This window comes from Polaromonas sp. (genome assembly GCF_039930745.1).
GTDB lineage: Bacteria > Pseudomonadota > Gammaproteobacteria > Burkholderiales > Burkholderiaceae_C > Polaromonas.
The window spans coordinates 30806-49071 of sequence record NZ_JBDTTH010000027.1 but is presented as its reverse complement, the minus strand read 5'-3'; the positions used below and the strand labels follow the sequence as shown (position 1 = coordinate 49071).

The 18266-nt window shown below is 63.6% G+C and carries 18 protein-coding genes; 7 read left to right on the top strand and 11 right to left on the bottom strand.

What is annotated here, in order from left to right; all coding sequences use genetic code 11:
* Positions 1 to 231: 231 nt before the first annotated feature.
* Positions 232 to 1179 (bottom strand): YafY family protein, encoded by a 948-nt coding sequence (locus ABI660_RS10960; protein ID WP_348067834.1) that lies wholly within the window; start codon positions 1177 to 1179, stop codon positions 232 to 234.
* A gap of 109 nt (positions 1180 to 1288) precedes the next feature.
* Between ABI660_RS10960 and ABI660_RS10955 the strand changes: the two genes are divergently transcribed.
* The gene (locus ABI660_RS10955; protein ID WP_348067832.1) at positions 1289 to 1813 is read left to right on the top strand and encodes a hypothetical protein; all 525 of its coding nucleotides are present in this window, start codon (positions 1289 to 1291) and stop codon (positions 1811 to 1813) included.
* Positions 1814 to 1846: 33 nt separating this feature from the next.
* Positions 1847 to 2482: a LysE family translocator gene (locus tag ABI660_RS10950; RefSeq protein WP_348067830.1), complete on the top strand. Its 636-nt coding sequence runs from the start codon at positions 1847 to 1849 to the stop codon at positions 2480 to 2482.
* Between the two features lie 21 nt (positions 2483 to 2503).
* Here ABI660_RS10950 and ABI660_RS10945 read toward each other — a convergent pair whose 3' ends face one another.
* The 3 genes from ABI660_RS10945 to ABI660_RS10935 all read right to left on the bottom strand — a co-directional run bounded on the left by ABI660_RS10945 (position 2504) and on the right by ABI660_RS10935 (position 5604).
* A complete protein-coding gene (locus tag ABI660_RS10945) occupies positions 2504 to 4381 on the bottom strand; it encodes a sodium:solute symporter family protein (protein WP_348067828.1) in 1878 nt (625 codons plus the stop codon).
* Positions 4382 to 4573: 192 nt separating this feature from the next.
* A complete protein-coding gene (locus tag ABI660_RS10940) occupies positions 4574 to 5422 on the bottom strand; it encodes a YhjD/YihY/BrkB family envelope integrity protein (protein ID WP_348067826.1) in 849 nt (282 codons plus the stop codon).
* A gap of 41 nt (positions 5423 to 5463) precedes the next feature.
* Positions 5464 to 5604 (bottom strand): hypothetical protein, encoded by a 141-nt coding sequence (locus ABI660_RS10935; protein ID WP_348067824.1) that lies wholly within the window; start codon positions 5602 to 5604, stop codon positions 5464 to 5466.
* 168 nt (positions 5605 to 5772) lie between these two features.
* On the opposite strand from ABI660_RS10935, the gene ABI660_RS10930 reads away from it, so the two are divergent.
* The 4 genes from ABI660_RS10930 to ABI660_RS10915 all read left to right on the top strand — a co-directional run bounded on the left by ABI660_RS10930 (position 5773) and on the right by ABI660_RS10915 (position 9342).
* Entirely contained in the window at positions 5773 to 6993 is a 1221-nt protein-coding gene (locus tag ABI660_RS10930; protein WP_348067822.1) for a helix-turn-helix domain-containing protein, read from the top strand.
* A gap of 48 nt (positions 6994 to 7041) precedes the next feature.
* Positions 7042 to 7716 carry a hypothetical protein gene (locus tag ABI660_RS10925; protein WP_348067820.1) on the top strand — a complete coding sequence of 225 codons (675 nt, stop codon included), beginning with the start codon at positions 7042 to 7044 and terminating at the stop codon, positions 7714 to 7716.
* A 135-nt stretch (positions 7717 to 7851) separates the two neighbouring features.
* Entirely contained in the window at positions 7852 to 8640 is a 789-nt protein-coding gene (locus tag ABI660_RS10920) for a DUF899 domain-containing protein (RefSeq protein ID WP_348067818.1), read from the top strand.
* Positions 8641 to 8664: 24 nt separating this feature from the next.
* A complete protein-coding gene (locus ABI660_RS10915) occupies positions 8665 to 9342 on the top strand; it encodes a hypothetical protein (protein ID WP_348067816.1) in 678 nt (225 codons plus the stop codon).
* Here ABI660_RS10915 and ABI660_RS10910 read toward each other — a convergent pair.
* The 5 genes from ABI660_RS10910 to ABI660_RS10890 form a co-directional block, all read right to left on the bottom strand.
* The gene (locus ABI660_RS10910; RefSeq protein WP_348067814.1) at positions 9263 to 10135 is read right to left on the bottom strand and encodes a shikimate dehydrogenase; all 873 of its coding nucleotides are present in this window, start codon (positions 10133 to 10135) and stop codon (positions 9263 to 9265) included. The genes ABI660_RS10915 and ABI660_RS10910 overlap by 80 nt on opposite strands.
* Positions 10132 to 11433: a TRAP transporter large permease gene (locus ABI660_RS10905; protein ID WP_348067812.1), complete on the bottom strand. Its 1302-nt coding sequence runs from the start codon at positions 11431 to 11433 to the stop codon at positions 10132 to 10134. The genes ABI660_RS10910 and ABI660_RS10905 overlap by 4 nt, the downstream gene beginning before the upstream one ends.
* The gene (locus ABI660_RS10900; protein ID WP_348067809.1) at positions 11430 to 11939 is read right to left on the bottom strand and encodes a TRAP transporter small permease; all 510 of its coding nucleotides are present in this window, start codon (positions 11937 to 11939) and stop codon (positions 11430 to 11432) included. The genes ABI660_RS10905 and ABI660_RS10900 overlap by 4 nt, the downstream gene beginning before the upstream one ends.
* A gap of 182 nt (positions 11940 to 12121) precedes the next feature.
* Positions 12122 to 13111 carry a TRAP transporter substrate-binding protein DctP gene (gene dctP / locus ABI660_RS10895; RefSeq protein WP_348067807.1) on the bottom strand — a complete coding sequence of 330 codons (990 nt, stop codon included), beginning with the start codon at positions 13109 to 13111 and terminating at the stop codon, positions 12122 to 12124.
* A 52-nt stretch (positions 13112 to 13163) separates the two neighbouring features.
* Positions 13164 to 13616: a type II 3-dehydroquinate dehydratase gene (locus ABI660_RS10890; protein ID WP_348067805.1), complete on the bottom strand. Its 453-nt coding sequence runs from the start codon at positions 13614 to 13616 to the stop codon at positions 13164 to 13166.
* Between the two features lie 142 nt (positions 13617 to 13758).
* Here ABI660_RS10890 and ABI660_RS10885 point away from each other — a divergent pair, with 142 nt between their 5' ends.
* Positions 13759 to 14553, top strand: coding sequence for an IclR family transcriptional regulator (locus ABI660_RS10885; protein WP_348067803.1), 795 nt, complete (start codon positions 13759 to 13761; stop codon positions 14551 to 14553).
* Positions 14554 to 14995: 442 nt separating this feature from the next.
* On the opposite strand, the gene ABI660_RS10880 is transcribed toward ABI660_RS10885, so the two are convergent.
* Together ABI660_RS10880 and ABI660_RS10875 are read right to left on the bottom strand one after the other, a co-directional pair.
* The gene (locus ABI660_RS10880; protein ID WP_348067801.1) at positions 14996 to 16702 is read right to left on the bottom strand and encodes an acyl-CoA dehydrogenase family protein; all 1707 of its coding nucleotides are present in this window, start codon (positions 16700 to 16702) and stop codon (positions 14996 to 14998) included.
* Between the two features lie 633 nt (positions 16703 to 17335).
* Positions 17336 to 18238 (bottom strand): LysR family transcriptional regulator, encoded by a 903-nt coding sequence (locus ABI660_RS10875; protein ID WP_348067799.1) that lies wholly within the window; start codon positions 18236 to 18238, stop codon positions 17336 to 17338.
* Between the last annotated feature and the right edge of the window lie 28 nt (positions 18239 to 18266).

The window sequence follows — 18266 nt, the reverse complement described above, 5'->3', positions numbered from 1 at the left end:
CAATCTTGGCACTCGATGCCGTTTCCAGAAAGTGGGAAGTCCCTTCGTATTCCCAAAGGGAGAGGGAAAAGAAGAGGCTTGTCTTTGCTCCCTCTCCCTTCGGGAGAGGGCAGGGGTGAGGGCAAGCGCGGCTCAAGGAGCTGAGTAGGTACAAAAAACAAGCAAAATCGGCCTCCAGCCCTTATGTAACGGGCGGAGATAGCTCCTGTTTTTATAGCAATTTAGCTCAGCTCACGCATGCTGCTTCAGCAACTGTTGCGCCCAGGCATGCAGGGCCTCGCGCAGCGCCGACGGCTCGTGGATCTCAAAAGCAAAGGGCAGCCGCGCCAGCTGACGGGCAAACCAGGCCACGTCGTCCGTCTGGCTGTGCAGCAGCACGCCTTGCCCGGCGGGCTGGAACACCCCAAAACTTTCAGGCAGCTCTCTTTGCGCGGTTTGCAGGTCGGTCTGCAGCAATACACGCACCGAGGTGGCACGCGGCATGGTGGCCAGGCCCAGCGCCAGGTGTTGCACCGCATTAAAGTCGGCCGGCGGTGTGAACACGGCATTGACGCTCTGGACCTGCCGCACGCGGTCGAGCCGGAATGAGCGCAGTTCCTTGCGCAAGTGGCACAGGCCAACCGCATACCAGCGCCCACCGCGGTAGGCCAGGCCGTAGGGGTCGAACTCCCGCTCGGTGTCTACACCGTCGGCCGACCGGTAACTCAGGTGCACGCGCTGCCAGCCGTGCGCTGCGGCGCTCAGGGCCAGCAAGGCCGTGTTGTCGCCCGGCGCAACCGAGCGGCTGAGGTCCAGCGTCACCGTTCCAGCCAGCGCGCGAATGCGGGTTTTGAGATTGCCGGGCATCACGCGTTCCAGCTTGGCCTGCGCGCTCTGCACGGCAGGCGCCGCTTCTGCCAGACCCAGGCCGCGCGCAGCGACCAGGCCGATGGACAGAGCCAGTGCTTCGTCGTCGGTGAACATCATGGGCGGCAGCTTGAAGCCGGCGATCAGGCTGTAGCAGCCATAGCGGCCACGCTCGGCCACCACCGGAATGCCCAGGTCTTCAAGCTTGGCGATGTAGCGGCGCAAGGTGCGGCCATCCACCTCCAGCCGCCGGGCCAGTTCGGCCCCGGTCAGCCGCCCGTGCGCCTGCAGCAGTTCCAGCACGGTGAGCACACGTGTTGTGGGGGAATACATGAAGAAAAGTCTAGCCGGTAATTAGGGCCGATATCGACCTATTACCTTTCTAGACTTGATTTTCACGGTGCTCGGGGATGGGCGCCAGCCACCTGATTCCCTGGAAAACATGAGCCCGACAGATACCAAAGATTTCATCCCGCCTACTGCTACTGATGATGGCCGTCACGATTTCAACTTCATCACCGGACGCTGGCTGGTCAGCCACCGGCGCCTGCGCAAGTGCCTGCAAGGCTGCACCGAATGGGAAAATCTCGAAGGCTTCCAGGACGGCGCCCTGCTGCTGGGCGGGCTGGGCAACATGAACGACCTGGTGCTGGACGGCAGGAAGCCGGCTGGCATGGCGCTGCGCTTCTTCAAGCCAGAGACCCGGCAGTGGAGCATTTACTGGACGGACAGCGGCGACGGTGCGCTCCAGCCGCCGGTGTTCGGGGCCTTTGCCAACGGCGTCGGCCGTTTTGAAGGCGCCGACACCCATGAAGGCCGGCCCATCCGGGTGCGCTCGACCTGGTCGAACATCACGCTGCGCAGCGCCCGCTGGGAACAGGCGTTCTCGCAGGACGGCGGCCGCCACTGGGAAACCAACTGGGTGATGGCCCTCACCCGCCCCGTCTACCCCGCAGCCCGCTACTGAAGCACCAACAACACCTACAACACAAGGCCAACCATGGATCACTTCGCTCACCTCTGGCTGTTTTTCCTGATGGTGCTGGGCATCATCATCCTGCCGGGCATGGACATGGCTTTTGTCATGGCCAGTTCGCTGAGCGGTGGGCGCCGCTCGGGCCTCTTCGCGGTTGCGGGCGTGGTGGCCGGCGGTATTTGCCATGTGGTGGCAGGTGTCCTGGGGCTGGGTTTGCTGCTGCAACTCGTTCCCGGTGTGGCCCGGCTCATGCTGCTGGCGGGCAGCGCCTACATTGCCTGGATCGGCTGGTCGCTGATACGCAGCACCTCGGTCTTCGGCGCGCTGCCGGCTGTCGGAACGCCCTCCTCCTGGCGCACCTTCCGGCAGGCGGCGCTGACCTGCCTGCTGAACCCCAAGGCCTACCTGTTCATGCTCGCCATTTTTCCGCAGTTCCTGCGGCTCGAATACGGCGCGCTGTGGGTACAGGCGGTGGCACTCGGTCTGATCATTGCCCTCACGCAAGTCGGCGTGTACGGCGCACTGGCGTTGGCCGCAGGAGAAGCACGCCAGTGGCTGGCCGACCAGCCGGCTGCAGGAACCATTGCGGCGCGGGCCGTGGGCCTGATGCTGATCCTGGCCGCCGCATTCACGGCCTGGCAGGGCTGGGGGCAGCTCTGAACCGGAGGCGCTGAGGTCTCATCAGCCAGGGTCTGCGGCCCGGGCGTGTCGCAGCCAGACCGGCACCAATGCCAGACCGATGCCGATACACAGCCAGGTCAGCAGCGGTCCGGTTTCCAGTGTTGGAAACAGCAAGCGGCCGACACCAACCAGCAGACTGAACAGGGACACGGCACCAGCCGCAACGGCCCAGGCCGGCCGGCGCAAGGCGTACAGCGAGGCACGGCTGCTCTCGCCGCAGAGCAGCGCGGTTCGTCCCCAAAACCCGTATGGACGAACCCGCGTGTAGAACGTTTTCAGGGTGTCGTCGTCTGTCGGTGGGGTGACGAAGGTCACCAGGATGGCCGCGGTGGTTGTCGCCAGGGCCATGGTGCCGAGGCGGACCCATTCATCCTCAGGGTTAGTGCCGAGGAAGTACAGCAGCAGGGGCGCGGTGACCAGCGACACCGCGATGGCGGCCAGCTCGGAATACAGGTTGATGCGCTCCCACAGCCAGCGAAGCACCAGCACCGAGCCCATGCCAGCGCCGAACAGCAGGGAAATGAACCATGCGGTCTGTATCGATCCGAGATTGGCCATGATGGCCATGGCGATCACCAGGACGAGCACATTGGAAAGCCGCGCCACCGCCACCTGCTCGCGGCTTTTCGGCGTGCGTTTCAAGACATGGCTGCAGAACACGCCATAAACATCGTTGCTCCAATAGGACGCTCCCCAGTTGAGGTGGGTATCAACGGTGGAAGCCAGGGCCGCCAGCAGCCCCACCAGCATGAGCCCGCGCACACCGGGCGGAAGCAGGTCGTCGATACCCCTGACAAAAAGCATTTCCCGTGCAGCAGCAAAGCCTTCGGTGCCAAGCTCATTGGCGCCGAAGGGATAAAGCACCAGCAGCCCGAGCGCGATGGCAACCCATAGCAGGCTGCGAAAGAAAATTTGCAGCCATGAGAAGAGGACTGCGGACATGCGTGCGTCGCGCTCCGACCGGCAGGCCATGAAACGCTGCGCCAGGTAACCGGTGCCATCGGAGTTCATCTGAAACAGCCATTGCATTCCAATGAGCACCAGAAACGGCATCAACAGGTCGCCGGGGCCGTTGGGTGGGCTAAAGGACATCAGCCGGCCCGCCTGCTCGGCGCCATACAGATCGGCAAGGCGTTCGCCCAAGCCACTCAAGCCGCCGGCCGCATCGATCACGAACCACGCATAAAGCGCCGTGCCGACCATGGCAACGGCGAACTGCACCACATCCGTTTCCACCACCGCACGCAGGCCGCCGGTGATGGAGTAGGTCGCGGTGAAAGCAAGGATTAGCAGGATGGAGATCAGGTTGTTCGCGCTCGTCATCGCCGGCGCAAGACCGGTCACGCTTTCCCCCAGCCGGATGCCGCTGGATCCGATGAAACCCACCACAGGCTGGTAGATGGCGGCGGGCAGCCAGTCGTGCCAGGGCAGGAAAACCTCGGCGATGCGGACCGCGGCCACCAGCACCATGGCCAGCACCACGCAGTTGATCACCGTGCCGTAATAAACCGCCTTGAGGAGGCGCAGCGGCGTCACTCCCCGGCCGCTATACCGCACCTGGGTCAGTTCCGCATCCGTCAGCACCCCCGCGCGGCGCCACGCCGCAGCAAACACGAAGGCAAGGACCAGAAAGCTCAGACCATAGATCCACAAGCGCCAGAGAGCGAACACCCCGGCCGTGGCCACCAGCCCGGTGACCAGCAGCGGCGTATCGGCTGCGAACTGCGTCGCCGCCATCGAGGTGCCGGCTTGCCAGCCCTTGATGGTCTTGCCGGCGAGAAAATATTCTTGCAGGCCTTGCGAGGCCTTGCTGCGCGCACGCAGGCCGGCGTTCAGGCTGTAGGCAATAAAGGCGCCCACAATCAGCAAGTCCAGCATCTGGTTTCCTTGGTAAATCGCAATGAAGGCCAAGCGGGCTAAAAAAAACTTCCTTGCGCGCAATGCCAAGCTTGTGCTCGCGCCGCCCGTTCATGGCCAAAGGCATTATTTTCCGCGATTGAGGGCATCCACGCACACGCTGGTGCCATTGCCAGCTCGCGGATTTCCAGCTACGGGCTTGTCAGTGCCTGGCTACGCACGTGACAGCCGCCGTGCCGGCTGCGCCCCGGCACGCGGCAGGCTGGCACTGACTACCGCCGCGGTCAGCGTGACGAGCCACGAGTAATACACCCACACCAGAAAAGCCAGCAAAGGCGCGAAGGCGCCGTAGATGGTGCGGTAGGTGGGCACGTTGGCGAGGTAAAACGCGAAGCCGTGCTTGCCCAGCTCGAACGCGATGCCGGCAAGCAAACCGCCCGCGATCGCATTGCGCCAGCGCACAACGGTGTGCGGCACGAAGCGGAACAGGCAGGCGAAACCGGCAACACTCAGAACCACGGGTCCCAGGTTCAAGGCGTGCGGCAGCCAGGTGGGCCGCGTCCCAACCAAACCGCTCGAGGCAGCCAGAAGATAGGAAACAGCCCACAAGCTGGCGCCGATGATCACCGGGCCGGTGAGCAGCATGGCAAGGTACAGGGCCAGTCGGCGCAGCACAGTGCGCGGCCTCTTCACCTGCCATATCCGGTTGAGCGTGTTTTCCACGTTCAGGAGCAGCATCAGGGCGGACACCAGCAAGACCGTAAAGCCCACTAGCGTGAGCCCCCCGGCGTTGCCTGCAAACTGCGACAGGTGTTTGAGCACCGTCCTGGCGATGTCTGCCGGTAGCAGGCCGCGCAGCAAATGCTCGCGAATCGTCTCGCCAGCCGCACGCAGGGCCGGGACTCGCGCGAACAGCGCAAAGCTCACCGCCAGCAGCGGCACCACAGACATCACCATCGTGAACGTGAGGCCACCCGCTGCCTGCGCAAGGCGTTCTTCCCGGCCGCGACGGAGAATGAGACTGATCAGGCCGCCCCGGTTTCGGCTTGCTGTATTTGCCATGGGAGAAATATATTCACGCCTGTCCCGTTTGGGTTCGGCACTCAGCCCAGCAAACGAACCAACCCGTAGAGGGAAAGTATTCCCGTTAACACCAGGAGTGCGGTCTTTGCCGCGCGAGCGCCGACCAATGTTCCCATGACGCTGCAAGCCAGGATGGCGCCGAAGATGTAGCTTGTTTTCATGTCCCCATCGTAAAGCCTGGCGTGACCCGTCATGACAGTCGGCCGTCGAAATCGGCGTTCGACCGACAACCGGATCTGACCGCCAGCCCGGCGGTCATGATCCCCCAGGTCGGCGGCCCCTGCATGCACGCGCGGCGCCACGCCAGCACGGTCGTGTAGCCTATCGCCATGGACTCCCTGATTACCGCCTCAGCGCGCGCGCTTGCCGCTGGTGACGCGCTCGGCGCCCTCAAACGCGTCGCCCTGCGTGATGACCCAGCGGCGCTGGCCCTGCGCGGCATCGCCATGGCCCAGCTCGGTGAGCACCCGCGCGCCCGTGAACTCCTGAAGCGCGCTGCCCGTGGCTTCGGCACGCATGAGGAACTGGCTCGTGCCCGATGCGTCGTGGCGGAGGCCGAGGTGGCGTTGGCCATGCGTGACTTCGGTGGTTCGCCGCGCGCGCTGGCTGCTGCAGCGGCCACGCTCGAGCTACATGCCGACAATGCCAACGCGTTGCAGGCGTGGCTCATCACGGCGCGCCGGCTGTTGCTGCTGGGCCGTCTGGGCGAAGCAAGCGCCGCGCTGGCCCGCCTTGATGCGCGCGGCCTGCCCCCGTCGCTGCGAGCCGTGGCCGAACTGACCGCAGCCGAACTGGCCTTACGCTCGCTGCGCGTCGGTGAGGCGCGGATGGCGCTGGCGCGTGCTTACGCAGCGGCTGAACACGCGCAGGTACCGGCGCTCCTGGCGGAGGTGACAGAGACGCGCGCTGCGCTGGACAAACCCGCCGCCCGCCGCCTGACAGCGGGCGGCGAGCAGGCGATGCGCCTTGATGAGGTTGCAGCGCTCCTGGCCTCGGACGCGCTGGTGGTGGATGCCTGCCGCCGCGGGCTGGGCGCCGGCGACCAGTGGCGCCCGTTGGCGCGCCGACCCGTGTTGTTCTCGCTGGCACGTTCACTCGCCGAAGTATGGCCTGATGATGTGAGCCGCGAAGCCCTGATCGAATCCGCCTTTCGCACCCGACGTCCTGACGAAACGCACAGGGCTCGCCTGCGGGTAGAGATAGGCCGCCTGCGCGCGCTGGTCAAACCACTCGCAACCATTGAAGCAACCGAGCGGGGTTTTATCTTGAGACCGCTTGGCGAACGCGACGTGGCCGTACTGGCGCCGCCCATTGATGGCGAGCAGGCCTCGCTGGTGGCGCTGCTCTCGGACGGTGCGGCCTGGTCCACTTCCGCGCTGGCGCTGGCCCTGAGCGCGAGCCAGCGCACCGTGCAGCGGGCGCTGGCCGATCTTGAAGCCGACGGGCGGGTGCGCTCCATCGGGCGGGCAAGGGCACAACGCTGGCTGGCACCGCCGCTGGCGGGATTCACGACGATCTTGTTACTCCCCGCTTCACTGCCGATTGGATAGAGTTGTCTCCATGGCGCCGATTCACGGCGCGCAACACAAGGAGCAACGATGACCCGCAAGACCCTCAACAACAAACCCGAAATCAAGTCACGCACCGCCGAGATCGTGCGCGAGTACGGTTTCCCGGGCATCCATGACATTGCCGGTGTCACGCACGACGGCCAGCGTGTCTGGGCCGCCACCGGCGCAACGCTGATTGCCTTCGACCCCGCCAGCGGCGAGCAAACGCGCACGCTGGCGTGTGCCGGCGATGCCGGCACCGCATTTGACGGCAAACATCTCTACCAGATCGCCGAGACGCGCATCGACAAGATCGACCCGGCCACCGGCAAGGTGGTGGCGTCCATTCCGGCGCCCGGCAGCGGCAGCGACTCGGGCCTGACCTGGGCGGAAGGCAGCCTGTGGGTAGGCCAGTACCGCGACCGCAGGATCCACCAGGTGGACCCGAAGACAGGCGCCATCCAGCGCACGATTGAATCGAACCGCTTCGTCACCGGCGTGACCTGGGTGGACGGCGAGCTGTGGCACGGCACCTGGGAGGGCGACGACAGCGAGATACGCCGCATCGACCCAAAGAGTGGCGCTGTGCTCGAGCGGCTGGAGATGCCGCATGGCGCCGGCGTCAGTGGACTGGAGTCCAACGGCGCCGACCTCTTTTATTGCGGCGGCGGAAAGAGCGGAAAGGTTCGCGCCGTGCGACGGCCGAGAGCCAAGGCCGCATAACCAGCCTGAGCGCATAAGCCCCATTCGGTTATTCGACCGATAACGCGCGCTCCCGTTACCAGCACGGGACGGGCAGCGCATTGACCAATGCAACACAAACCAATGCAAATGGCTCATCGAGCCAAGGAAAAAACCATGAACACATCAACTGCCGAAGTAAACCCCATGAAGCACGCCGTCGTCTCGCGGGAGCAATGGCTGGCCGAGCGCAAGACGCTGCTGGCCCAGGAGAAGGAACTGACGCGCCTGCGCGACCGGATCGCCAGTGCGCGACGCGCGCTTCCGTGGGTCCGTGTCGAAAAAGACTATGTCTTTGACACGCCCGAAGGCAAACACTCGCTCACCGACCTCTTCGAAGGCCGGCGCCAGCTGATGGTGCAGCATTTCATGTTCGGCCCCGGTTGGGAACAGGGCTGCCCGAGCTGCTCCTACATGGCCGACCACACCGCAGGCATGAAGATCCACCTGGAGCAGCGCGATGTGAGTTTTGTAGCCGTCTCGCGCGCGACGCTGCCCGAGATCGAGCGTTTCCGCCGGCGCATGGGCTGGAACTTCAAGTGGGTCTCTTCGAACGGTAATGCCTTCAACTACGACTTCCACGTGAGTTTCAAGACCGAGGAACGGGTCAATGGCGCCGTCAACTACAACTACGGCATGGTGGAGTTCCCGGCCGAGGAAGCGCCCGGCATCAGCCTGTTCTACAAAAATGACGCGGGAGAAGTCTTCCATACCTACTCGACCTACGGGCGCGGTGTGGAAGTGATGATGGGGACCTACAACATGCTGGACCTCACGCCCAAAGGCCGCGACGAGCATGACGGGTTTTACAAGATGGACTGGGTGCGCCACCATGACCGCTACGAAACCGCATCCACATTTGCCCCGGCGCCGGAAGCTGCTTCGTGCTGCAGCGTGAAGGCCTGACGCTCTCGAACCGGGGCGCGCATCATGTCAGACTTATGGCCGTGGCTTGTGGTGGCGGGGGTCGGCGCCCTTCATGGACTGAACCCCGCCGGCGGCTGGCCATTAGCCGCCGCCTGGGGCGTGCGCTCGCGTGATCGCACCCAGGCGCTGTGCGCTTTGCTACCCATCGCCGCCGGACACCTTGCGTCCGTGGCACTGGCCGGCGCAGCGGTGGTGTGGGGTCTCTCCATGGACCGCGTGCTGCTTCAGGTCCTGGTGGGCGGGCTGTTTGCCGTCGCCGTGATCGCTCATCTGTCGGGTCGTACGCCCCAGATGGCACGCGCACCGACGGGGCACGCGGGGCTTGCGCTCTGGTCTTTCATGATGTCTACCGCGCACGGCGCCGGCTTGATGCTGGTGCCGGCACTGGTTCCGCTTTGCGCTGGGGACGCATCAGCGCTGGAGATCACAGGCTCGGGACCGTTGGCGCTGGCGCTCGCGGCGATAGGGGTTCATACCGCAGCCATGCTTATCGTTACCGGCCTGATCGCCACCGGGGTTTACCGGGGCTTCGACGCTGGCGCCCGTTTACTTGCCTGGGGTGGTATGAAGGCGGCGTTGTCGCGGAAAGCCGGGTGTCCGCTCATCCCCTGCTCGCCTGCGCAGCGAGCAACTGCCGGAAATGTTGCTTCATGCGCTCCGGATCGGCTTTCAGGCCAGTGAACAGCTCGAAGGCGCCCACGGCCTGACCCGCAGCCATGGCGCCGCCGTCCATCGTCGAGCAGCCGAGCGCCCGCGCTGCCTGTAGCAACTTGGTGTTGATCGGAAAGTAGACAATCTCCGATACCCAGATCGAAGGGCGCAACAGTGCGGCGGGAATGGGCATTCCCGGTAACTTGTCCATACCGGTCGGCGTAGCGTGGATCAGGCCGGTGGCGCCTTCCAGTGCCTGCGCGGCATCACTGCAAGCGATCACGCGGGCACCAAAGCGGGCGTTCAGTGCGTCGGCGAGCGCACTGGCGCGCGCCAGATCGGTATCCACCAGGCGCAACTGTACGGCGCCCAGGCGCAGCACGGCATTTGCAATCGCCGAGCCGGCGCCCCCCGCACCCAGCAGCACCACGCAGCTCAGATCTGCATTCGGCAACGAGCGACACAGGCCCCAGACCCACCCCGAGCCGTCGGTGTTGTGGCCCACGAGCCGACCGTCGTGGATGACCACAGTGTTCACGGCGCCCATGGCCTCGGCCTCGGGCGACAGCTCGTCCAGCAAGGGGATCACCGCCTGCTTGCAGGGGTAGGTGATGTTCAGCCCGGCAAAGCCCATGATGCGCGCTGCGGCCAGCAGGGCTGGCAGCTGTTGCAGCGAGCCCGGGGTCCGGTCCAGATCGATCAGCTGGTAGTGCAGGCGCAGGCCGTGGTGGCGCGCTTCTTCTTCCTGCATGGCGGGCGTCAGTGAGCGCTGGATGCCGGAGCCGATCAGGCCCACAAGAAGCTTGCCGGGGGCCGCGTTCATCCGGTGTAGCCGGCGAGCCGGGGCAGCCACAGCACCATGCCGGGCCACACTGTCACCAGCGCCAGCGCGCCAAGCATCACCGCAAGAAAAGGCAGGGTCTCGCGCACCAGTTCCCTGAGCGAAACATTGGCGATCTTGGTCATCATGAACAGCAGCAGGCCATAAGGCGGTGTCACCAGCCCGATCATGATGTTGAGCACCGCCATCACGCCGAAGTGCACCGGGTCGATGCCCAGGGCCACGGCAGTCGGCAGCAACACGGGCAGGATGATCAGGATGATGGTCGAGCCTTCCAGGAAAGCCCCCAGCACCAGCAGGATGAGGTTGACCATCAGCAGAAAGCCCATCGGCGAGAGGTCCAGGCCTTTCAAAGCGACGCTGAGGGTCGCCGGAATGTTCTCGGAGGTGATCACATAGTTGAAGACCAGCGCACCAGCGATCAGCATGCCGATGGAGATGCTCATGCGCGCGCTGGAGAGCAGCGCGTCGTACATGTCGCCCCAGCCCAGGCTGCGGTACAGGCCGACGGAAATCAGGAGCGCGTAAGCGGCAGCAACGCCCGCGGCTTCGGTGGGCGTGGTGATGCCGCTGTACAGGCAGCCGAGCAGGATGACCGGCAGCATCAGCGCCGGAAAGGCTTCGCGGGTGATGCGCGGCATGTCGCGCAGCGGCACTTTTTCCTCCAGCGGAAAGTTGCGCCGTTTTGCCAGGTAGTAGATCAGCGCCATCTGCACGGCGCCCAGCAGCAGGCCGGGCAGAACACCGGCGATGAACAGGTACCCGATGGACGTGCCTGACACGAGCGCGTAAAGCACCAATGGGATGGAAGGCGGCAGGATGGGCCCGATGACGGCAGACACGGCGCTCAGTGCTGCGGCAAAGGCCGGCGTGTACCGGCCGCCCCGGGTCATCATGGACTGCATCAGCTTGCCCGAGCCCGCAGCGTCGGCCAGGGCAGAACCCGACATGCTGGCGAACACGATGCTCTGCAGCACATTGACCTGGGCCAGCCCGCCGGGGAAGCGGCCCACGATGGCATTGCAAAAGCGCAACAGCCGGTCCAGGATGCTGCCTGTACTCATGATGGTGGCCGCCAGAATGAACAGCGGAATCGCCAACAACAGAAAGCTGGAGTAGGTGCCATTGAGCAGTTGCTCGGCCGCCGCGCCCATGTCCATGCCCTTGAGGTACAGGTACAGGACGGAGCCGCCTATCATGGCCTGACCGACAGGCACACCAAGCAGGCTGAGCGCCACGATGGCGCCAAGCGCCAGGGAAAAAGGGCTGGTGAAGTTCACAAGGCAGAAGGGTTGGGCGGCGAGTCACCGGTTGCAGGAGCGGTGTCCGGAGCGGGCCCGCGCACCAGATGGCGCAGGGCCCGGGCGATGACGGCCACGACAAAAACCAGGTAGATCGAATACATGACGTCCATGCGCACACCCAGCGTTGCGCTCTTTTCGACTTTCATGAAGGTCACATAGGACCACGAAGCCGGCAGCGACATGCCAAACAGCACGATGACCCCGACCGCGCCAATGCCGCCTATCACCCGGCGCGTACGCCGGCTGCCTCGCCCGGAGATCAGGTCGATGCGGATTTCCTCGTCGTCCTTCAGCACAAAGGCCGCACCCCACAACACCAGCCATAGCCAGGCCGCCAGCGACACTTCGGTGGTCCAGCCCACCGGCGCATTGAAGACATAACGCATGATGATCTGCGCCATGAAGGCGAGAAAGATCACCGCCAGCAACAGCGCTGCAACCGCTTCAGCGAAGCGGTGCAGCGGCTTCAACATGTGATCCATCATCGTCCTCTCTCTCTCGCACTCACTCACTCACGCGCCACCTGGCACGCATAGGGGCACATGGGCCATTCCAATACCACCGCGGAACCGGCCTTGGCCTGTCCTGAGCCCGTCGAAGGGCCGGGCCGCTCGTGGCCCCCCTTTGAGGGGGGAGAAGGCCAAAGGCCGTTTCGGGGGTGAGCCTATTTCAGGGCGTTGATTTTGTCCAGCATGCCGGCTGGCCAGTTTTTGGCATCGTCAGAGGCCAGATACACCTTCTGGGCATGGTCGCGGAAGGCGTTGATGTTGGGCACATACACGTCCAGGCCCGCCTTGCGGAAGGATTCCGCCAGATCGGCTTCGCGCTTGGTGTGCTCGGCGGCACTCCAAGCCATGGCCTTGTCGGCGGCGGCCTGGAAGGCCTTCTGCTTCGCGGGCGCCATGCTGTTCCAGGTTTTCATGTTGATGGTCAGCACGTCAAAGGCAACCAGGTGCGAGGTCAGCACGATTTCACCCATCACTTCGTAGAACTTCATGTTCTGCACGTTAGGCAGCGGATTGTCCTGGCCGTCGATGGCGCCGGTTTGCAAGCCAGTGTAGGTCTCGGCATAGGCCATGGGCGTGGGATTGGCACCCAGCGAGCGGCCCAGCAACTGCCAGGTTTCGCCGGGAGGCATGCGCAGCTTGACACCGGCCAGGTCGGCCGGGACGGTGATTTTTTTCTTGCCCTTCAGACCCACGTGGCGCGTGCCGAAGAAGGTGGGGCCCAGAATCTTGACCTTGAGCTGGTCTTCTGCAATTTTCTTCATCTGCGAGCCCAGATCGCTGGCGAAGAATTGCGTCAGGTGGTTGGCATCGCGGAACAGGTAGGCCGAGGTCAGCAGCGACCAGGCTGGCACCTGTTTGGAGATGTCCTGCGGCGCGATGTTGCCCATCTCGAGATTGTCCCGCTGCAGGGCGACCAGCTCGGTGCCCTGGCGGAACAAGGTGGAGTTCAGGTGCATCTCCATCTTGAAGTCGGCCGCAACGTCTTTGGCCAGCATGTTCATCATCTCGGCGCGGATGTCCTTGTCGGAGAACACGGCGGCGAAGCGGATGGTAGGCGGAGTCTGCGCCCATGCCGGCAAAATGGCGCTGGCAGCGAGCGCGCCTCCGGCACCCAGCAAGGTGCGGCGATCTATGGAATGGTTCATGGTTGTCTCCTGTGGTGTTGTCGATGAAAAAAAAAGAATACGAAAACGTGAATCAGGGTGCCGGCGCGGCCGTCAGACGCTGGGCCAATGCACGGATCGCCAGCTCGTAACCGAAAGCCCCGAAGCCGCAGATGACCCCGGTGGCAGCCAGCGACACCAGTGAATGCTGGTACAGCGCGTCGCGCCGGTGGATGTTGGTGATGTGGACTTCGGCAATCGGCTGATCCAGGGTCTTGAGCGCGTCCAGCACCGGGATGGAGTGGAACGACAAACCGGCCGGATTGATGACAAGGGCGGCGGATTTTTCGCGCGCTTCCTGCACCCAGTCGACCATCACACCTTCGTGGTTGGTCTGGCGGAACTCGCAGGCATAACCCAGCTCCTTCGCTACACGCCGGCACAGTTGCTCTACATCGGCCAGCGTCGTGTGGCCGTACAGGTGCGGCTCCCGCACGCCAAGCAGGTTCAAGTTGGGGCCATTGAGAACGTAAACAGTGCGAGTCATGGGATGCGGATCAGGTCAGGAAAATTACGCATAAAAATGTTGTCTCTGAGGGATGCCAAACACGGCATTTATTTGTTGCTGGCAATTCTGCAAGCCGGATGGGAAAATGTTTCTAAATCGGAAACTCATTCCATCATACAAAATGAACCTCGCCCTTGCACGCGGACTTTCCCTTCTGGAACACCTGACCCGGTACCCCGAAGGTCTGCCCATTTCACTGATCGCCTCGGAGCTCGACATTCCGCTGAGCGCGTGTCATCGCCTGCTTGCAGACCTGCAGCAGCGCGGCTACGTGCGACAGGCGCGCAAGCAGGGCGACTATGTGCTGACCCTCAAGATGGTGTCGCTCGGACTGGGCTTCCTGAGCAGCGCAGGAATTGTGGACGTGGCCGAGCCGCTGCTGGAGCGGCTGGCGCAAACGTCGGGCGAGCTGGTGCGCCTGTCCATCGTGGATGAGGACCGCCTGACCTGGGTCTCCAAGTCTCAGGGCATGCGGCAAGCCGGGCTCCGCTACGACCCGGACATGGGTATGGACGCGCGGCTGTCGTGCACGGCATCCGGCCACGCGTGGCTGATGTGCCTGAGCGACGAACGGGCTCTGGAGCTGGTCTCGCGCCAGGGTTTTGGCAAGCCTGCCGACTACGGACCGAAAGCGCCCACCACCATCAAGGCGCTGCTGGGTTTTCTACACGCGGCGCGGGTGCGCGGCTACGCCATGATCGACGAGGTTTTTGCGCCCGGCATGGCGACCATGGCCGCGCCGGTTTTCAGGCGCAAGGAGGTCATCGGCGTCATCAGCATCGCGGGCCCGCGCTCGCGGCTGGACACAGCGCGCATGCACGAACTCGCGCCCGCGCTGCTGGACGTGGCCGCGCAGCTCGGACCGATCAGCAATGCGTCCACCTTGTTTGGCCGTCCTGCGCTGGGAAAAGGCTGAGCACACGCCGCGATGGGCGAATCCTGCGGCGCGGAACGCCTTAATTTTAAGTGAAAATAAGCTCCATCCCATGATTGGCGGGCGTAAGCAGCTATCTTTTTTATAGCAATTCTCACGCACTAAGCTGCTGGCCACGCCTCCTCGGCTTCCGCTTGCCTTGTCCGCTGGATGACGGCCTGCCGTTCTCCCCACGCCCCACCCGCGCGTTCCCCAAAAGCGCCCGCAGCCTGGTCATAGGGGCCATGACCATAAGCGCTTCCCGGCGTAGGGATCGAGCTTGCTTGAACTGACCCGTGTCCGCATCAGAGTTCATTTCAGTAAGCCCAAACGATCGCAGGGGCAGTGGTGACGGGCAGCTCTCGTGACTTGGAAAAGGCCGCGAAGCGGTTTTGCCGATCGGTTCAGCCAAGTCAAGTTCTATCAGCGGAAGCAGAAGATTCGATCAATCCTGGCGTTTGATTTCATTCTCGATGACAGCCAACCGCATGTCGAACTCGGGCAACACCCATCGTCGAAGTGCTTCACCCGGGGCTTGCCAGCGCTCGTTGCCCTGGGCACCAGGCGTGTTGCAGATGCGCACCCACGCCCAACCGAGCAGCACCAGCGCCACCGCGCGCAAGTAATCACCCGCGACCCCATAGGGCAACGCAGGCGCGGTGCGCGCGGCCTCGATCAATGCATCGGTGGTGATTTCCAGGCGTGCGAGATGGCTCAGTACAGTCTTCCCGGCCGCGCCCCTGTCGTCCAACTCGTCGCGCAACACTTCGAACATCATCCGCAGCGCGGCGCCGCCGTCCGGCAACACCTTGCGCACCAGCAAGTCGATGGCCTGGATCTCGTTGGTGCCCTCATAGATCATGCTTACGCGTGAATCGCGGACGATCTGTTCAATCCCCCATTCGCGAATGTAGCCATGGCCGCCGAAAACCTGCAGGCATTCGCTGGCACCGTGAAAGGCCTGGTCAGTGAAAGCTGCCTTCAGCACGGGGGTGAGCAAGCCGCACCACCGCTGGGCCTTCTCACGACGGGCCTGGTCGGGGTGGTGCTTGCTGATGTCGAGCTCGAGCCCCGTCTGGTAAGCCAGCAGTCGGCCACCGTCGATCCAGGCGCGCTGCGTGTCCAGCAGGCGGCGCATCGCAGGATGACCGATGATGAAGTCCGCCGGCTCAGTGCCGCTGCGAGGCCCGGGCACGCGCATTTGCCTTCGCTCGCGCGCATAAGCATCGGCTTTTTGCCGGGCCGCGTCGAGCAGGCCGATGCCCTGTAGCGCCACGTGTAGACGGGCCGCGTTCATCATCACAAACATCGCGTTCAGGCCCTGGCCGGGCTCGCCGATCAGCCAGCCCGCTGCGTCTTCGAAACGCATGGCGCAGGTGGGGCTGCCGTGCAAGCCCATTTTTTCTTCGATGCGATCACAGTGAACCTGGTTGCGGCTGCCCTCCGCCAGCAATTTTGGAACGAGTAACAGCGACAGGCCCTTGGGGCCGGCAGGCGCATCGGGCAAGCGCGCGAGGACGAGATGGAGGATGTTGTCGGTGAGATCGTGCTCGCCGCCGGAAATGAAGATTTTGCTGCCGTTGACACGGTAGCTGCCGTCCGCCTGCGGCGTTGCGCGAGTGCGCACCAGCCCGAGGTCGCTGCCGGCATGAGCTTCAGTGAGGCACATTGTGGCCAGCCATTCGCCGGAGACAAGTTTCTCCAGGTAGGCCGCTTTCAATTCATCGCTGCCGTGATGGGCCAGGCACTCGTAGGCTCCATGCAGCAGGCCTGGCGCCATGGTCCAGCCATGGTTGGCGGCGCTCAACCATTCGTACAGCGCGCCTTCCAGCACCCAGGGCAGACCTTGCCCGCCGTGTTCGGGCGCGCAAGAAAGTGCGGGCCAGCCCGCTTGCCAGAAGGCCTGGTAGGCCGGTGCGAATCCTGGGGGCGTCACAACCGCGCCGGCATGGAAGCGGCACCCGGGGTTGTCGCCCGCCGCATTCAGTGGGGCTACAACCTCGGCGACAAACTTCGCGGCTTCTTCCAGAACCTGCCGCTGCAGGTCACCGTCGGCATCGGCGAAACGCTCGATGGGGCGCAATTGACCGCTTGCGTCCAGCACGTCGAAAAGGATGAATTGTGTGTCTTGCACGGCGGGTTGATACGTCATACAGCCTTTCCTATTGGTCAGCACGAAGGAGCATTATGGTTATTTATCATAACCAAGTTGCCCGTACGTCAATAGGGCAGCGGCGTGGCCGGCCGTCAGGGGCAGGGCTAGTGCTCATCCCGCGTGGCTTTTGCGAACGCGAGGGTTGAGAGGCATCGGATTTGGAGAATGCCCCGGGACGGTGTCTCCGTCTCAGGAAATCTGGAAGCGCACCTGCCGACTTGGCGATGACCGACATGGTCAGACAGATTGCTTGCCTGCTTTGAACGAATTTGAAAATTTAGCCTTGATCAAAGTGCAATACGGGATCGATTGAGGTGGTGGATTTTGAAGGGTTGAAAGTTTGCACTCGGTGCGTGAAGCGCCTTTATGGAATGAAGGCCGGCCGATAGTCCGGCGTTCCCAGTCAACACAGGCGCCTGGCGCAGGCGCGTCCTACGCGTCAGGCCTATGCTATTGCGAAGGGCCGAGACCAGCCGCCGCTTGTACGTAAGCCCAACCTTTTGCTACTCAATTCATAGCAAACTATAGCCACCGAGAAAGGGATACTGCCTTCGAACCAGCGGCGGCCGACAGCCAGAACTGCATCCGAGCAGTTGTTGGAGAGTCACAGGGCCGCCGACCTAGCTTGGCCTAGCGCTTCGCAGCCGCAGCCAGGTCATCCAGCAGCATGCGCGCGGCTTTGCTCAGCCTGTCGAGATCACGGAAGCAGATGTTGAAGCGGCGTTTGGCCCAGACGTCCTGCAACGGAATCACCTTCAAACCGAAAGTCTCGGCCGATGCGCCGACCACCTCCCGGGGCATGATTGAGATGCCCAAGTTCGCGGAAACCACGCGCAGAGATGCCTGGAAATTTGAAACCTGGGTGCGGTAGACGATTTGCTTGCCGGCCACAGCCGCCGTACGGGCCAGCATCACATTGACCGCGCTCGGCGCCTGCAGGCCAATGTGCTCATACTCCAAGGTGTCGGCAAAACTGCAGCGCTTGCGCGATGCGAGCGGGTGGGAAATGTGGGTCACTACAGCCAGCTGGTCTGCTCGGTAAGCGACAGACCTGAGTCCATCAAGGTCGGTGGCGTCCCAGAGAACGCCCAGTACCGCACTTCCCTCCTTGACCCGGCGCACGATATCGCGACTAAAGGCTTCCTCGATGTCCACCTGAATCTCACGATGTGCCGGCTTTTTCATGAAGGCCGCCACATCGTCCGGCAGCGATTCGGCAATCGATGACACCGTCGCCAGCAGTCGGACCTGTCCGCGCACGCCGCTGCCGAAGCTGGCTATGTCCTGCGCAATGCGCGCCGCGCTCGAAAGAATCGAGCGCGATTGCTCCAACAACATCTCGCCAGCGGGAGTGGGTCTCACGCCCCGGCGCTGGCGCTGGAGCAGTGGGACACCGAGGTCATGCTCCAACTGGGTGAGCCGTTTGCTCATGGCGGAGGTGACGATGCTTTCTTGCTCAGCCGCCCTTGTAATGTTGCCCGTTTCGCAGGCCGCGACAAAGTAGCGCAGGGACGTCAGGTCAAGGTCTTTCATTGGCGTAAGTGTTTCGTGGACGGGTTAA

What these genes read in the sequence shown, in the direction of transcription:
- ABI660_RS10960 (WP_348067834.1), bottom strand. Translation starts at nt 1,179, where the DNA reads ATGTATTCCCCCACAACACGTGTGCTCACCGTGCTGGAACTGCTGCAG.
- ABI660_RS10955 (WP_348067832.1), top strand. Translation starts at nt 1,289, where the DNA reads ATGAGCCCGACAGATACCAAAGATTTCATCCCGCCTACTGCTACTGAT.
- ABI660_RS10950 (WP_348067830.1), top strand. Translation starts at nt 1,847, where the DNA reads ATGGATCACTTCGCTCACCTCTGGCTGTTTTTCCTGATGGTGCTGGGC.
- ABI660_RS10945 (WP_348067828.1), bottom strand. Translation starts at nt 4,381, where the DNA reads ATGCTGGACTTGCTGATTGTGGGCGCCTTTATTGCCTACAGCCTGAAC.
- ABI660_RS10940 (WP_348067826.1), bottom strand. Translation starts at nt 5,422, where the DNA reads ATGGCAAATACAGCAAGCCGAAACCGGGGCGGCCTGATCAGTCTCATT.
- ABI660_RS10935 (WP_348067824.1), bottom strand. Translation starts at nt 5,604, where the DNA reads ATGAAAACAAGCTACATCTTCGGCGCCATCCTGGCTTGCAGCGTCATG.
- ABI660_RS10930 (WP_348067822.1), top strand. Translation starts at nt 5,773, where the DNA reads ATGGACTCCCTGATTACCGCCTCAGCGCGCGCGCTTGCCGCTGGTGAC.
- ABI660_RS10925 (WP_348067820.1), top strand. Translation starts at nt 7,042, where the DNA reads ATGACCCGCAAGACCCTCAACAACAAACCCGAAATCAAGTCACGCACC.
- ABI660_RS10920 (WP_348067818.1), top strand. Translation starts at nt 7,852, where the DNA reads ATGAACACATCAACTGCCGAAGTAAACCCCATGAAGCACGCCGTCGTC.
- ABI660_RS10915 (WP_348067816.1), top strand. Translation starts at nt 8,665, where the DNA reads ATGTCAGACTTATGGCCGTGGCTTGTGGTGGCGGGGGTCGGCGCCCTT.
- ABI660_RS10910 (WP_348067814.1), bottom strand. Translation starts at nt 10,135, where the DNA reads ATGAACGCGGCCCCCGGCAAGCTTCTTGTGGGCCTGATCGGCTCCGGC.
- ABI660_RS10900 (WP_348067809.1), bottom strand. Translation starts at nt 11,939, where the DNA reads ATGGATCACATGTTGAAGCCGCTGCACCGCTTCGCTGAAGCGGTTGCA.
- dctP (WP_348067807.1), bottom strand. Translation starts at nt 13,111, where the DNA reads ATGAACCATTCCATAGATCGCCGCACCTTGCTGGGTGCCGGAGGCGCG.
- ABI660_RS10890 (WP_348067805.1), bottom strand. Translation starts at nt 13,616, where the DNA reads ATGACTCGCACTGTTTACGTTCTCAATGGCCCCAACTTGAACCTGCTT.
- ABI660_RS10885 (WP_348067803.1), top strand. Translation starts at nt 13,759, where the DNA reads ATGAACCTCGCCCTTGCACGCGGACTTTCCCTTCTGGAACACCTGACC.
- ABI660_RS10880 (WP_348067801.1), bottom strand. Translation starts at nt 16,702, where the DNA reads ATGACGTATCAACCCGCCGTGCAAGACACACAATTCATCCTTTTCGAC.
- ABI660_RS10875 (WP_348067799.1), bottom strand. Translation starts at nt 18,238, where the DNA reads ATGAAAGACCTTGACCTGACGTCCCTGCGCTACTTTGTCGCGGCCTGC.